The organism is Aquimonas voraii (assembly GCF_900101825.1).
In the GTDB taxonomy this organism is placed as follows: Bacteria; Pseudomonadota; Gammaproteobacteria; order Xanthomonadales; family Xanthomonadaceae; genus Aquimonas; species Aquimonas voraii.
Genome location: NZ_FNAG01000001.1, coordinates 295,886 through 310,586 on the forward strand (window position 1 = coordinate 295,886; position 14,701 = coordinate 310,586).

Here is a 14,701-nt window from a genome sequence, read left to right on the forward strand (position 1 = left end):
GGAGTTCGATGCCATGAAATCCCAACAGCACCGTGTCCCCGCGCATGGATTCACCTTGGTGGAACTGGTCGTGGTGGTGGCCATGGTCGCCATCCTTGCCGCCATCGCCCTGCCGGCCTACAACGAGCAGGTTCGCACCTCGCGGCGTGCGGCAGCGCAGGCCGTGTTGAACGAGGTTGCGCAGTGCATGGAGCGCTTCAACACGGCGAACGGCACCTACGTGGGCGGCGACGCGCGTTGCTCCGCGACCGATACCGACACCTACACGTTTGTAATCAACGTGCCGAACCGCAATACGTTCAATGTCGTCGCCAACGCCATCGGCGGTCAATCCAGCGACCGCTGCGGCGACCTTGGCCTCAATCAGGCCGGCCAGAAGACCCACAGCGCCGGCACCGATTGCTGGCGTTGAACCAGCGGGTCTTCCACGGGCACAAGGCAGCCCCTCGGTCGCGAGACCGGGGGGCTGCGTCTTTTGCGTGCTCCGCTCTTGAAGTCTTCGGGGTGCATCCCCAGCCTGCGCCAGCGTGCGCACCTGCAACGCACCGAACTCTGCAGCTGCATGCCCTGGCCACTACAGGAGTCCGAACATGAATCGCTGGCGTGCCTTCTTCGTCCATCTGCTCATCAGCGCGGTGCTGATCGGCTCGATCGCTTTCGGCCTGTTCTCGCTGTGGTACCCGCCCGAGTTGTTGGGCTTTGCGAAGGGTGATCGCTTGTTTCTGATCATCGCCGCGGTCGATATCGTCGCCGGGCCGCTGCTGACCCTGCTCGTGTTCAAGCCCGGCAAGCCCAGCCTCAAGTTCGATCTGGGCGTGATCGGCCTGCTGCAGGTGCTGTTTCTCGCAGCGGGCCTGTGGACCGTCTGGGCGAGCCGCCCCGTATTTATCGTTGGCGCCCTCGGATACTTCGAGGTTGTTTTCGCCAATCAGATTGAAGATGAGGATCTTGCTGCAGGCTCGCCGGGCCACACCACGTTGCCGTGGTTTGGTGCGCGTCTGGTCGGTCTCCGGCGTCCGACAGACGATGAATTCGAAGAGATCGAAGCGTCCGGAAAGCAACACCAGACGTTAGCGACGATGCCCCGCTTCTATCAGCCGTTTGAGGACTCATCGGCTTACCTTCGAGGCCGCGCGCGCGGCCCCGGTGCGCTTGTCGATCTGGCTGGTTTTCTGGACATCGGTGGCTTGCGCGTGTTGCAACGCCAGCGCGCTTCTGACACTGAGGCACGCTTTCTTGCAGCAGCCTCGATTCGCGGCAATGCGCTGTTTGAGCTCGATCCCGCGACCGCCAGGCCGTTGCGATACCTGCCGGTGGTTGCCCAGCCTATCGCGCCGCTGGAAGAGTCGACACAGCCTGGCTCGGTCAATGTGCTGACGGCGCCGTTGCCCCCGGTCAACCCGCTCCCCATTCAAGCGACTGTTCCGACCACGCCGAGCTCGGTCGATGAACGAAGCACCGCCGCACAACCTAGCCAAGCAACCCGAAAGTCAGAAATATCGGCTTCAGAAGACTAGTGCAGCAAGCAATCGCCCGCCGGATGCCCCTCGGACGTAGGGGCGGTGGAGAACTCGTTGACGATTGCTCACTTGTTTGATTCTTCAGGCATGTCGCTCGATGGCAGCCCGCTTACCGCCGTGGTTGCGCGGAGTATCTCCCGTAGCCAAACCCTTCGATGTTCAGCTGGCACGCTGTCAATCAGGTTGTTCTGCTCGCCGGGATCGAGGTCGATGCGATAGGCCTCTTCCTTGCCGTCGCGAACGTTGCGCCAGTATTTCCACAGGGCGAGCGGATCGCGCAGGTCGAACAATCCTACGTCCGGGCCCTGCTGGAAGTAGCTGAAGTCGCGGTTCACGCCGTCCTGCAGGGCGCTGCCCGACCACGATTCCGGCACGGGAAAGCCAAGCTCGGCCAGCACTGTCGGCGCGATGTCGATCTGTGCGGCAAGACGCGGCTCGGCGATGGGCTCGCCCGCGTAGCCGCGGCGCATCAGCAGGATGGGCACATCCAGCACCCCCTGCAGCACGGTGTCGGCGTGCGAGTAGCGCCCGCGCTCGCCCAGCAGTTCACCGTGGTCGCCGGTGACCACCACCACGGCGTCCTGCAGATAGCCGCGCTCTTCCAGCACGCCCAGCAGTTCGGCCACCGTGTGATCGAACTGCAGCAGACCGTTGTCGTAGAAGTTGCGGGCCCAGGCCTGCCGCTCCTGCGCCGTGCCGGCCAGGCGGTTGCGCACGTAGTAGTTCACGATCGGCGAGAACTGCTGGAACTCCTCGTGCCGCTTGCCCAAACCATGCGAGGACATCAGATGGAACTGCATGAACACGGGCGTGTCGCCGGCAGGCGGCAGCTCGCGCGCGCGCGCAAGCACCGCGCGGTCGTCGTTCATGTACTCGCTAGACTGCAGGCCGTCCCAGTACAGATCGGCCGGGCCCAGCGCCTCGGCCAGACCGTAGAAGTTGGTGTGGTCGCCGCCCAGGATCAGATAGACCGCATAGCCGTGCCGGCGCAGCACATGGCCCAGGGACAGGTTGTGGGCCGAGAACTCGTGCAGATACTTCGAGCGCGCCAGCGCCATCAGCCCACAGAAGGACTCCGCACACATCGCATGCGCCCGGGCGGCCAGCTGCAAGCGCCCCTCCGCCTGCAGGGCCGACAACCACGGCGTGGTATTGCGGAGGTTGCCGAACAGGTGCATGCGGTCGGCGCGCAGCGCGTCGCCGACAATCAGGATCACGTGGCGGGTGTGGGTTCGCTGGCCCGGTACATAGGCGGCGGCGGCCGCAGCCTCACGCTCGTCGATCACTCGCGCACCCTGGGTGCGGTTGGTCTGGGTGCTGGGCGAGCCCGCCCAAGGGTGGAAGGTCAGCAGCAGCGGCTCGTGGCTGCCCACGTGCAGCGCATCTCTGACCTCGAATGCGCGGTAGGCGCTGATTGCCACCGCCAGCGCCAGCAGGCACAGCGCGAGACCGGGGCGCACCGCGCTACGGAACGCCAAGGCCCAGGCTTCGCGGCGCGCAAGCATCCACCCGATGGCCAGGGTGGCGGCGAAGACGCAGGCGCCAGCCAACAGGGCGAGGCCTACCGGCACGCCCAGCACGGCGAGCAGATCGCGCCACTGCAGAAGGTAGACCTCGATCAGCGGCCAGGTGGCCACGCGCCCCCAGGACTGCAGGCCCATCACCACCGTCCCGTAGTACAGGCCCCAGCCCAGGAACCAGGCGCCATAGACCGTCGCGATGAGAGGCCGCGCAAAACGCCGTGGCAGGCAAGCCATCGCAACCGGCCGCAGCAGCATCAGGCTGGCGATGGCGGGCAGGATGATGGCCAGATGCCGAGGGGCGGCCGCCCAGGGCGCGTGGAAGGCGCCCAGGTAGGCGGCGAGGAAGAGCAGGGCAGGCAGCAGCAGCAGGCACAGCTCGAGCACGGCACCGCGCAGCGCTGCTGCCCTCGTCTCCTGGCTGCGCGCTTCAGGCGGGGTCATGGCTGAGCACCGCGAGTTTCGAGAGTCCCAGCAGGTTGACGCTGCGCAGTGCCGCCAGCGTCCAGCCCGGCTGGTCGAGCACACTGATCGGCAGCCGTGAATTGAAGCCCACCCGGTGCGCCAGCCCGGCCAGCAGGCGCTCCGCGCCGCCCCAGACGCCGGCGCCGCTGAAATGGTTGAGGATCAGCACGCGTCCGCCCGTCCGGCAGACCCGGCGCAGTTCCGCCAAGAGGCGTGCTGGGTTCGGGGTCACCGACAGCACATAGGGCAGGGTGATGCAGTCGAAGCTCGCATCTTTGAACGGCAATTGCTCGGCATCGGCGCAGAGCAGCGCGGGGGCCTGGCCCGTGTGGTCCTGCAGTCCGCCGTCGCGCACGCGCGCCCGTGCCCGTGCGAGCATGTCCGGCGACAGGTCCAGGCCCACGATTTGCGCGCTGCGCGGGTAGCGCGGCAGCGCCAGCCCGGTGCCGACGCCGACTTCAAGCAGCCGCTGCGCGTCGGCAGGGACATGCGCCGCCATGGCCGCCCGCCCGGCCTCCAGCAGGCGGCCGAACAGCAGGTCATACAGCGGCGCATAGCCGCGGTAGACCTTGAGCACAGCCTCACGATTGAGATCAGTCACGCCGGATTCTTCCTGCAAGGGCCAACCCGCCTCGGCGGGTGGTGGCGGGCGAAGGGGCCGGAGTCTCCCGATTCGCGGCGCTGCTCGCAATAGCGCCGCTGTTGCGCAAGGCGATCCATCGCATGCAGCGGCGATAGGGGCAGGTGACGCGAAATGTCACTTATCGCCCCGCGCTCGAACTTGCCTCGGGCGGCAGCGGCCGTGCCCGTGATGCCGCCCACAATGGTTGTGCCGCCGACGCTTTGGCGGCTCAGCCAAGTGCGCAGCTGTCTGCGGAAACGCTTGCTGTGCAAGCCTTCTGCTCAAACTGCAGGCGGCTTCGCACACTTGGCACGCTTGCTGCTAGACCATGCCTGCACACCGCGTTGCACTGGCTCGAAGGGCCAGGGAGTCAGGCGAAGCCGCCAGTCCCGCGTGGTGTGAATGTCAACAAACCCCAACACGTATCCCGGGAGACACACCATGAAGAAGCAGTCCGGTTTCACCCTGATCGAGCTGATGATCGTCATCGCCATCATCGGCATTCTGGCCGCCATCGCCCTGCCGGCCTACCAGGACTACACCATCCGCAGCCGCGTCGGCGAACTCGCCGTCGTCGCTTCGGGCATGAAGGCCACCATCTCCGAGAACATCGCCAACTCGAACGGTAACTTCGCGACGGCCTGCACCGGCGTCACCCTGGTGACCGTTCCGACCCGCAACACGGCCTCCTCCGCCTGCGCGGGTGGCGTCATCACCGTCACTGGCACCGGGGACGCGAATGGCGTGGTTCTGACCTACACCCCGACCTTCAGCTCCAGCGGCGCCACCATCAACTGGCGCTGCGGCACGGCCCCGGCGGACAACTTCCGCTACGTGCCGGCCGAGTGCCGTCAGGCCCCGTAATCGGTATGGTTTCGCTGTGATGCTCAAAGGGGCCCCTCGGGGCCCCTTTGTTTTGCGTTGCATTTCGTGACAATCATCGCGGTCCCGAGTCGAGGCCGGGGCAAAAGCGCTGCAGTCCTTGAGAAACATGCGGTAAAGTGCTGTTCAGATTGACAGCGCACTCGCGGAGCCCCAACCCATGAACGGTCCAGCCACGGTCAACCTGGTGGGCATCACCGGCCTTGCGCGCCGGCTGGTGCAGGACGGCCATCTGGGCGAGGCCGATGCCCGCAAGGCGCTGGAAGACTCCGCCAAGGACAAGACCCCGATCACCCAGTGGCTGATGAGCCGTGGCCTGGTCAGCGGCACCCACATCGCCCAGGCGCAGTCGATCGAGTTTGGCATGCCGCTGATCGACGTCTCGGCGATGGACGCGGGGCAGATGCCTGTCAAGCTGATTGAAGAGAAGCTGATCACCGGCCACAAGGCCCTGCCGCTGTTCAAGCGCGGCAACCGCCTGTTCGTCGGCATCGCCGACCCCACCAATACCCGTGGCCTCGATGAGATCAAGTTCGCCGCCAATCTGGTGGTGGAGCCGATCCTGGTGGCCGCCGATCAGCTCGACAAGGCCATCGAAAACGCGCTCAACGCGGCCGAGGCCACGGTCGGTGGCTTGGAGGAAGACGAGGGCCTCGAAAACCTCGAGCTAGGCGATACCAGCGAAGACGGCGATGCGGCCGGTGGCGTCGACGCCCGCGGCGACGACACCCCGGTGGTGCGCTTCGTCAACAAGATGCTGGTCGATGCGATCAAGCGCGGCGCCTCTGACATCCACTTCGAGCCCTATGAAACCGAATACCGCGTGCGCTTCCGCATGGACGGCATTCTGAAAACCGTGGCCAAGCCGCCGGTCAAGTTGAGCCCGCGCATCTCCTCGCGCTTGAAGGTGATGTCCGCTCTCGATATCGCCGAAAGACGCGTGCCGCAGGACGGCCGCATCAAGCTCAACCTGAGCAAGACCAAGTCGATGGACTTCCGCGTCAGCACCTGCCCGACCCTGTTCGGCGAGAAGATCGTGCTGCGTATCCTCGACGGCTCGGCCGCCAAGCTGGGCATCGACAAGCTGGGCTACGAGGACGACCAGAAGAAGCTTTTTCTCGACGCTATCGAAAAGCCCTACGGCATGGTGCTGGTCACCGGCCCCACCGGCTCGGGCAAGACGGTGTCGCTGTACACCGCGCTCAACATCCTCAACACCGAAGGCCGCAACATCAGCACGGTCGAGGACCCGGTCGAGATCCGCGTGCCCGGCATCAACCAGGTGCAGCAGAACAACAAGCGCGGCATGACCTTCGCCGCCGCCCTGCGCAGCTTTCTGCGGCAAGACCCGGACGTGATCATGGTCGGCGAGATCCGCGACCTGGAAACCGCCGAGATCGCCGTCAAGGCCGCGCAGACCGGCCACATGGTGCTGAGCACCCTGCACACCAACGACGCCCCGCAGACGGTCAGCCGCCTGATGAACATGGGCATCGCGCCCTACAACATCATCAGTTCGGTGACCCTCGTCATCGCCCAGCGTCTGGCCCGCCGCCTGCACGACTGCAAGCGCCGCATCGAGCTGCCCAAGCCGGCGCTCTTGGCCGAAGGCTTCTCCGAGGCCGATATCGCTGCCGGCATGAACCTCTACGAGGCGGTGGGCTGCGACGAGTGCAACGAGGGCTACAAGGGCCGCACCGGCATCTACCAGGTGATGCCGCTGACCGAAGAGATCCAGGCCATCATCCTGCAGGGCGGCAATGCCATGCAGATCGCCGAGGCCGCCGAACGCTCGGGCATCAATGACCTGCGCAAGTCGGCCCTGCTCAAAGCCCGCAACGGCATCACCAGCCTTGCCGAAATCAACCGCGTCACCAAGGACTAAGCCATGGCCGTAGCCACCAAGACCGCCGCGCGCCCCGCCGCCAAGCCCTTGCCCAAGCGCCAGGGCAATGAGCTGCAGCCCTTTGTCTGGACCGGCAAGGACAAGCGCGGCCAGGTCATGAAGGGCGAGCAGCTCGCCAAGAACGCCAACCTGCTGAAGGCCGAGCTGCGCCGCCAGGGCATCACCCCCGGCGTGGTCAAGCCCAAGGGCAAGCCCCTGTTCGGCTCGACGGGCTCGACCATCACCGCCAGGGACATCGCGATCTTCAGCCGCCAGATCGCGACCATGATGAAGTCGGGCGTGCCGCTGGTGCAGAGCTTCGAGATCATCGCCGGCGGGCAGAAGAACCCGAAGATGAAAGACATGCTGGACGACATCAAGTCCAGCATCGAAAGCGGCAGCACCCTGCACGAGGCGCTGAGCAAGCACCCGAACCAGTTCGACGAGCTCTACCAGAACCTGGTGCGGGCCGGCGAGGGCGCCGGTGTGCTCGATACCGTGCTCGACACCATCGCCAGCTACAAGGAAAACACCGAGGCGCTGAAGTCGAAGATCAAGAAGGCCCTGCTCTACCCGACCATCGTGATCGCGGTGGCGATCCTGGTGTCGGCGGTGCTGCTGATCTTCGTGGTGCCGCAGTTCCAGAGCGTTTTCCAGAACTTCGGCGCCGACCTGCCGGCCTTCACCCAGATGCTGGTGGACGCCTCCGACTTCATGATCGCCTACTGGTGGTTGATGCTGCTGGTCGGCGCGGGCAGCATCGTCGGCCTGCTGCAGGCCCGCAAGCGCTCGTTTGCCGTGGCCAGGTTCATGGACCGGATGCTGCTGAAGGTGCCGGTGGTGGGCCAGATCATGCACAACTCGGCCATCGCGCGCTTCGCGCGCACGCTCGCCACCACCTTCAAGGCCGGCGTGCCCCTGGTCGAGGCCATGGACACCGTGGCCGGCGCCACCGGCAACATCGTCTATACCGAGGCGGTGAACCGCATCCGTCAGGACGTCTCGGTGGGCTACCAGCTCAACATCGCCATGCGCCAGGTCAACCTGTTCCCGCACATGGTGGTGCAGATGACCGCGATTGGCGAAGAGTCGGGTGCGCTCGACACCATGCTGTTCAAGATCGCCGAGTTCTACGAGCGCGAGGTCAACGACGCGGTCGATTCGCTGAGCAGCATGCTCGAGCCCTTTGTGATGGTGATCATCGGCGTGCTGGTGGGCAGCATGGTGATCGGCATGTACCTGCCCATCTTCAAGATGGCCGCGGCGATCTGACCGCTCGTGCTCGACGCCCTCATCGCCACCCCGGCGCTGGCCATCGCCAGCGCCGGCCTGCTCGGCCTGCTGGTCGGCAGCTTCCTCAACGTGGTCATCCTGCGCCTGCCGGCGCGCATGGAGTGGCAGTGGAAGCGCGACTGCCGCGAGACTCTTGAGCTGCCGCCCGGCAACGAACCCGAGCCACCGGGCATCGTGCTGCGCGGCTCGCACTGTCCGAAGTGTGGCTTCGCCCTCAAGCCCTGGCACAACATTCCTCTGCTGAGCTGGCTGGCCCTGCGCGGCCGCTGCGCCGGCTGCGGCACCGCGATCAGCCTGCAGTACCCGCTCGTCGAACTGCTCACTGGGCTCGCGTTCGCCGCGGTGGTCTGGCAGCTCGGTGTGGGCGCTCCGGCCCTGGCGGGGCTGGTGTTCACCGCCCTGCTGATCGCGATGAGCGGCATCGACGCGCGCACCACCCTGCTGCCCGACAGCCTGACCCTGCCGCTGCTGTGGATCGGCCTGCTCGCCAGCACCCAGAACCTGTTCCTGGGCATGGACCAGGCCATCTATGGCGCGGTGGTGGGCTACCTCGCGCTGTGGACGGTCTACTGGGGCTTCAAGCTGCTCACCGGCAAGGAGGGCATGGGCTACGGCGACTTCAAGCTGCTCGCCGCCCTCGGCGCCTGGTGTGGGCTCAGCGGCATCCTGCCGATCGTGCTGATGTCAGCCGTGGTCGGCGCGGTGTTCGGCAGCGTCTGGCTGGCGATCAAGGGCCGCGACAGGGCCACGCCGATTCCCTATGGGCCCTACCTCGCCGCTGCAGGCTGGATCCAGTTCCTGTGGGGCGAGCAGATCCTCGGCGCCTATCTGCGCTATTCCGGCCTCGCTCACTGAGCGACGGCTGTACGATCCAAACCATCCTTGGCGTCCCCTCGTCCCTCGTGCGCGAGGGGCGGGGCTCGTCGCAAGCTTTCTACCCCTCTCCCCAACCTGCCTTCGCTTCGGCTCCGCGGGTGATCGGCTGCTACCGGCAGCCGATAAGCACCCCGCTTCGCTTCCCGCAAGGGGAGAGGGGAGCAAAGCCTTCGAGCGCTGATGTTCTGGCAACTTTCAGCGCGGCCTCGCGTCACTGCCCAAGCGCGCGCGTTCCATCGCCACGGTCCCGCCACCGGCCAGCCTCTAAACTAGGCCCATGCATACGCCCCCTGATTCCGCAGCGTCGGCCGCGCCGCCGCTGGATGTGCTCATCGTCGGCGGCGGCCTGGTCGGCAGCAGCCTCGCCTGCGCGCTGGACCGCAGCGCCCTGCGCGTGGCCCTGGTCGAGGCCAGCGCGGCGCAGCGCGAGCAGCCGCCGAGCTTCGACGAGCGCAACCTCGCGCTCAACCGGCTCAGCCTGGATGCGCTCGATGCGCTGGGCGTGCTGGCGCATCTGCACAGCCCGCCGGTGCCGATCTGCGGCGTACACGTCAGCAGCGCCGGTGACTTCGGCCGCGTGCGGCTCGATGCCGCTGCGCACGGCGTCGACGCCTTTGGCGGCGTGGTGGTGGCGCGCGAGCTGGGCCAGGCCCTGCAGCGGCGTCTGGCCGAGTGCCGCGGACTGCTGCACCGCGCGCCGGCGCGGGTGCTGCAGGCGCGCCGCGTCGATGGGCACATGCAGGTCGAGCTCGACAGCGGCGAGCGCTTGAGCACGCGCCTCCTGGTGATCGCCGAGGGCACCGACTCGGCCCTGCGCGAGTCGCTGGGTCTCGGCTCGACGCACAGCGATTACGGCCAGACCCTGTTCGTCAGCGTGGTCGAGGCCGACCGCCCGCACGGCGGCATCGCCTACGAGCGCTTCACCGCCGAGGGGCCGGTGGCGATGCTGCCGCTGGCCGGCACGCGACTCGGCAGTGTCCTCACCGTGCCGAGCGCGCAAGCGGATGCCGTGCAGGCGCTCGACGAGGCCGGCTATCTCACCCTGCTGCAGCAGCGCTTCGGCTGGAAGCTGGGGCGCCTGCGTCGGGTGGGCAGGCGCAGCGCCTACGCCATGCGCCTGGTCACCGCCAATGCCCTGCACGGGCCGCGCTGCGTGGTGGTCGGCAATGCCGCGCAAACCCTGCACCCGATCGGCGCGCAGGGTTTCAACCTCGGCCTGCGCGATGCGCTGACCCTCGCCGGCCTGCTGCTGGACGGCAGCGAGTCCGACGCCGGCAGCCCGGCCCGGCTGGACGAGTACACGCGGCGTCGTGCATCCGACCGCGCCGGCACCATCGACTTCAGCGATGGGCTGGCCCGGCTGTTCGCGCATACCGCAGCACCGGTGCGCTGGCTGCGGGGCCTGGGCCTTGCGGCCTGCGATCACTTCTCCGATCTCGCGCGTCCGCTGGTGCGTGGCGCCATGGGCGCGGAGCCCTCGGCGCTGGCGGCCCTGGACCAGCTGCGGAGGCGCGCATGAGCCGCGCGCGGGCAGGGCATGAGGCCATCGTGGTCGGCGCCGGCATCGTGGGTGCTGCGATCGCCCTGGGCCTGGCGCAGCAGGGCCGGCGCGTGGCCCTGGTCGAAGCGCGCGAGCCACCCGAGTGGCGGGCCGAGGACTCGCCCGACCTGCGTGTCTATGCCATTGCGCCGGGTTCGCGGGCGCTGCTGGACGCGCTGGGCGTGTGGCAGGGCATCGCGGGCGCGCGCGTGCAGCCCTACCGCGCCATGCACGTCTGGGATGCCGGCGGCGGCGCGCCCCTGCATCTCGATGCTGAAGAGTCGGGACTGCGCGAGCTCGGCCACATCGTCGAGGCCGGTCTGATCCAGCACCAGCTGTGGCAGGCGCTGCGCCCCGCCGGTGTCGATCTGCGCATGGGCCGCGTGCAGGGCCATGCCGACGAAGACGGCATCGCCGTACTCGATCTTGAAGACGCCAGCCTGCGCGCGCCGCTCGTGATCGCCGCCGACGGCGCGCACTCGCCGCTGCGCGCGCTGGCCGGCATCGAAACGCGCGGCCACGACTACGGGCAGAGCGGTCTGGTCGCCTATCTGCGCACCGCACAGCCGCATCAGCAGACCGCCTGGCAGCGCTTCCTGCCCACCGGGCCGCTGGCGGTGCTGCCCTGTGCGAACGAGCGGGTGTCGATCGTCTGGAGCCTGCCCACGGCTGAGGCGGAGCGCCTGCGCGGGCTTGACGCAGAGGCCTTCGAGCGTGAGCTCACCCGTGCCTTCGATGCCCAGCTCGGCGCGATGCGGCTGGCCTCGGAACGTGTGCTGTTCCCGCTCCGCCTGCAGCTGGCCCAGCGCTATCGCCAAGGCCCGCTGCTGCTGGCCGGTGATGCGGCGCATGCGGTGCATCCGCTGGCCGGGCAGGGGGTGAACCTCGGCCTGCAAGATGCGCGCGAATTGCTGGCCTTGTCGGAAGAGGCCCTGCAGCGCGGCCAGCCCCTGCATGCGCCGCGCCTGCTCGAGCGCTACGCGCGTCGTCGCCGCAGCGAGAACGCGCTGGCCGCGTACGGCTTCGATGGCTTGAACCGGCTGTTCTCGAACGAGGCCCTGCTGCCCACCTTGCTGCGCGGACACGCCCTCGGCCTCGCTGGCGCGATCGCGCCGCTGCGGCGGCTGTGGGTGCGGCGGGCGAGCGCGCAGTAACGCAAGGTAGCGCTGCCGCGCACGCAGAGCCGGGTCTGCCGGCGCGGAGGCTGATGCTTCGCGCCTGGGGTTTCTTTCGTGGGCTGCTCTCGGCGCAGGCGGGAGCTTGAGTGGCGCACGCGGCTGCGCCCGCTGGCGTTCCCCGGCCGCCCCCCGCGCGCGCCCTTCGTCGGCTGCGTCTTGCTTCGCCGGTTGCGGCGCCAACACACTGCGGCGAAACGTCCACCGGAGTGCCCATGGCGCGACCCGCCGTGTCACGCAGCGCGCTCGATGCGCTGGCGCGCGCCGCGCAGCTCGACGCCGAGCAGAGCGCGCAGCTGTTGGCCGAGGCAGGCGCGCGGCCCTCGGCCGAGGAATGGCGCGTGGCGCTGCGGCGCTTTGCGCGCACCGCGGGCGTGCTGTCGATCGGCTTCGGTGCGGTGTTCTTCATCGCCGCCAACTGGCCCCTGCTGTCAGCGGGCGGTCGGCTGTGGCTGCTGCAGGGGCTGTTCGCGCTGTCGATTGCGACGGCGCTGTGGCAGCCGCCGCCGCAGCCTGTCGGGCGCGCCGCGCTGCTGCTGGGTTTCATCGGCACTGGTGCGCTGTTCGCCCTGTTCGGGCAGACCTTCCAGACCGGCGCCAACCTCTACGAGCTGTTCGCGCTCTGGGCCCTGCTCGGGCTGCCTTTCGTGTTCGCCGCGCGCTGGGCGCCCGTGACAGCCGCCTGGCTGCTGGTCGGCAATACCGCGCTGGCGCTGTTCTGCGGCGTGGTGCCGGGCCAGCATCCGCTGTGGCTGCTGCTGGGCTTCGGCGAACGCAGCTGGGCCCTGCGCATGCTGGTCGCGATGCTGCCGAACCTGCTGCTGTGGGTGCTGGCCGAGTGGCGGGCGCCGCAGGATCCGCGCATCGGCGCGTTGCTGCCGCGCTGGCTGCGCCGCCTGCTGCTGGTGGTGGGGCTGGGCTACGGCACCCTGGCCGCCTGCGTGGCCATCATCGACAGTCGCGAGACGCTGGTCGTAGTCGCGGGCTACCTGTGCGCTGCCGTGCTGGTTGCGGGGTTCTGCTTTCGCACCCGGCGCGAGGCGCTGGGGCCGGTGGCGCTGGCCGCCAGCGGCGTGCTGCTCGGGCTTGCGCTGCTGATCCGGCTGATGCCCGACGGCGGCGACGGGGTCGCCCTGCTCCTGCTGCCGCTGTGGGTGCTGGTCGCATCGGCGCTGGCCGGCGTGCTGCTGCTGCCGCTGGCGCGGCGCTGGGAGGGGGAGCGCGATGACAGCTGAGCTCTCCCGGGCGCGCGAAACGCTGTGGCGCTGGCTGCTGGAGCGCGGATACGCCAGCGGCGAAGCGCCCGCGCCTGCGCCCGCCCCGGTCTGGTACCTCGGCCTGATGCTCGGCGCTGCCGCCTGGGTCTCCGGCCTGCTGCTGATGCTGGTGACCGTGCTGGTGTGGAACGTCAGCGGCACCGGGTCGCTGCTGCCGTTGGCCCTGCTGTGGGGTGTGCCCGGGCTCCTGCTGCTGCGGGTGGAGGGGCTTGGCGTGTTTCCCTGGCAACTGGGGCTGTCCCTGCTGGTGGCCGCCGAATGCGCGGCGGTGGCGGCGCTGGGCAGCGCGCTCGATCGCGCCGAGCCGACCCTGTTCGCCAGCGCCCTGCTGTTCGTCGCGCTCACCCTGGTCGCTTCGCGGCCGGCCGCGCGCGTGCTCAACGCACTGGCGGCCTGCATCGCCTGGGTGATGGCCCTGCGCTGGAGTCTGCTGGGTGAGCCCTGGCTCTACTGGCGCGCGGAGGCGCCGCCCTCGCTGGCGACGGCCCTGCTGGTCTGGCTGCTCTGTTGGGGGCCGATGCTGCTGGCGGTCGTGTGGATCGCGCGCAGCGAATCGCGCTGGATGGCCACGCCCTGGGCCGAACCGCTGCGTGCCGCCCTGGTCGGCGTGATCCTTGCCTTGGCCTTCGCCACGCCCCTGTCCGACCCCTTTGGTGGCCTGCTGCTGCGCGAGAGCGACGGCAGTCGCGACTGGCTGGCGCTGTGGCCGCTGCTGTCCCTGCTCGCGGCCGGCGCCGCTGCGGCGGTGGCCTTCCAGCAGCGTCCGCGTCTGCTGCTCGGCGCCTGTCTGCTGGGCCTGCTGGTGCACGTGGCGGGCTTCTACTTCGCGCTGGGCGTGAGCCTGCTGGCGAAGTCACTGCTGCTGATGACGATGGGTGCGGTGCTGCTCGGCCTTGCATACCGACTGCGCGAGGGGCGCGAATGAATACCGTGCCGGACACGAGGGTGGGGCACGCGTCGCCAGGAGCCGCGGCCCCGCGCGAGCAGCTCTGGGCGCGCGCTTGGACCCTGCTCGCCGCGGCGCTGGTGCTGGGCGCACTCAACTGGGCCTGGGCGGGCAAGGCCTGGATCGTCGCCCAGGGCCGCGAGGTGCGGGTGCCGCTGGCGCCGATCGACCCGCGCTCGCTGATGCAGGGCGACTACATGGCCCTGCGCTTCGGTCTCGCCGAGCAGATCGAGAACGCGCGCCTGCAGGGCTGGGTTTCGGCCGATGCCGCCGCGGTGCACGAGGGCGGTTTCGGACGTGCGCCAGTCAGGGTCGATGCGGCCGGCGTGGTCGAACTCGACTGGGGCAACCCCAGCCCCGAACTCAGCCTGCGCTACCGCCTGCGTCAGGGCCGCGTGTGGCTGGGCACCAACGCCTTCTTCTTCGAGGAGGGCGAGGCGGAACGCTACCGCGACGCGCGCTTCGGCGTGTTTCGCGTGGACCCGCACAGCGGCGAGACGGTGCTGGTGGGGCTGGCCGATGCCGAGGGCAAACGCCTCTAGCGCAACTCAGCCCCGCATCGACGGAAGCCGCAGGCTGATCGATGCCAGCCGGGACAGCGTGGGCCTGAGTTCCATGGGCCGTCGCGGGCCTGGAGCAAGGCTGAAGAATTCAGCGTTGTCGCGCGCCACGGAGGGCGCGCCCGCGGATCGAGCACGTA

General features: G+C 68.6%; 13 protein-coding genes. 11 read left to right on the top strand and 2 right to left on the bottom strand.

What is annotated here, in order from left to right; genetic code table 11:
• Positions 1-13 precede the first annotated feature (13 nt).
• Positions 14-412 (top strand): type IV pilin protein, encoded by a 399-nt coding sequence (locus BLP83_RS19190; RefSeq protein ID WP_091237874.1) that lies wholly within the window; start codon positions 14-16, stop codon positions 410-412.
• 178 nt (positions 413-590) lie between these two features.
• Positions 591-1,517 (top strand): hypothetical protein, encoded by a 927-nt coding sequence (locus tag BLP83_RS01235; RefSeq protein ID WP_091237875.1) that lies wholly within the window; start codon positions 591-593, stop codon positions 1,515-1,517.
• A gap of 68 nt (positions 1,518-1,585) precedes the next feature.
• Here BLP83_RS01235 and BLP83_RS01240 read toward each other — a convergent pair whose 3' ends face one another.
• Entirely contained in the window at positions 1,586-3,484 is a 1,899-nt protein-coding gene (locus tag BLP83_RS01240) for a sulfatase-like hydrolase/transferase (protein ID WP_091237878.1), read from the bottom strand.
• Positions 3,471-4,106, bottom strand: coding sequence for a class I SAM-dependent methyltransferase (locus BLP83_RS01245; protein WP_143006512.1), 636 nt, complete (start codon positions 4,104-4,106; stop codon positions 3,471-3,473). Before BLP83_RS01245 ends, BLP83_RS01240 begins: the two co-directional genes overlap by 14 nt.
• Positions 4,107-4,568: 462 nt before the next feature.
• On the opposite strand from BLP83_RS01245, the gene BLP83_RS01250 reads away from it, so the two are divergent.
• The 9 genes from BLP83_RS01250 (at position 4,569) to BLP83_RS01290 (ending at position 14,543) form a co-directional block, all read left to right on the top strand.
• Complete coding sequence (locus BLP83_RS01250; RefSeq protein ID WP_091237884.1) at positions 4,569-4,991, top strand: pilin; 423 nt, start codon at positions 4,569-4,571, stop codon at positions 4,989-4,991.
• A gap of 178 nt (positions 4,992-5,169) precedes the next feature.
• A complete protein-coding gene (gene pilB, locus BLP83_RS01255; RefSeq protein WP_091237887.1) occupies positions 5,170-6,894 on the top strand; it encodes a type IV-A pilus assembly ATPase PilB in 1,725 nt (574 codons plus the stop codon).
• Positions 6,895-6,897: 3 nt separating this feature from the next.
• Positions 6,898-8,166, top strand: coding sequence for a type II secretion system F family protein (locus BLP83_RS01260; protein WP_091237889.1), 1,269 nt, complete (start codon positions 6,898-6,900; stop codon positions 8,164-8,166).
• Positions 8,167-8,172: 6 nt separating this feature from the next.
• Complete coding sequence (locus tag BLP83_RS01265; protein WP_425388953.1) at positions 8,173-9,042, top strand: prepilin peptidase; 870 nt, start codon at positions 8,173-8,175, stop codon at positions 9,040-9,042.
• A 298-nt stretch (positions 9,043-9,340) separates the two neighbouring features.
• A complete protein-coding gene (gene ubiH, locus BLP83_RS01270; protein ID WP_091237891.1) occupies positions 9,341-10,582 on the top strand; it encodes a 2-octaprenyl-6-methoxyphenyl hydroxylase in 1,242 nt (413 codons plus the stop codon).
• Positions 10,579-11,757 (top strand): FAD-dependent oxidoreductase, encoded by a 1,179-nt coding sequence (locus BLP83_RS01275; protein ID WP_091237894.1) that lies wholly within the window; start codon positions 10,579-10,581, stop codon positions 11,755-11,757. The genes ubiH and BLP83_RS01275 overlap by 4 nt, the downstream gene beginning before the upstream one ends.
• A 236-nt stretch (positions 11,758-11,993) precedes the next feature.
• Entirely contained in the window at positions 11,994-13,013 is a 1,020-nt protein-coding gene (locus BLP83_RS01280; protein WP_091237895.1) for a DUF2157 domain-containing protein, read from the top strand.
• Positions 13,003-13,980 (top strand): DUF4401 domain-containing protein, encoded by a 978-nt coding sequence (locus BLP83_RS01285; protein WP_091237897.1) that lies wholly within the window; start codon positions 13,003-13,005, stop codon positions 13,978-13,980. The genes BLP83_RS01280 and BLP83_RS01285 overlap by 11 nt, the downstream gene beginning before the upstream one ends.
• Positions 13,977-14,543, top strand: coding sequence for a GDYXXLXY domain-containing protein (locus BLP83_RS01290; RefSeq protein WP_091237899.1), 567 nt, complete (start codon positions 13,977-13,979; stop codon positions 14,541-14,543). The genes BLP83_RS01285 and BLP83_RS01290 overlap by 4 nt, the downstream gene beginning before the upstream one ends.
• The last annotated feature ends 158 nt before the right edge of the window (positions 14,544-14,701 follow it).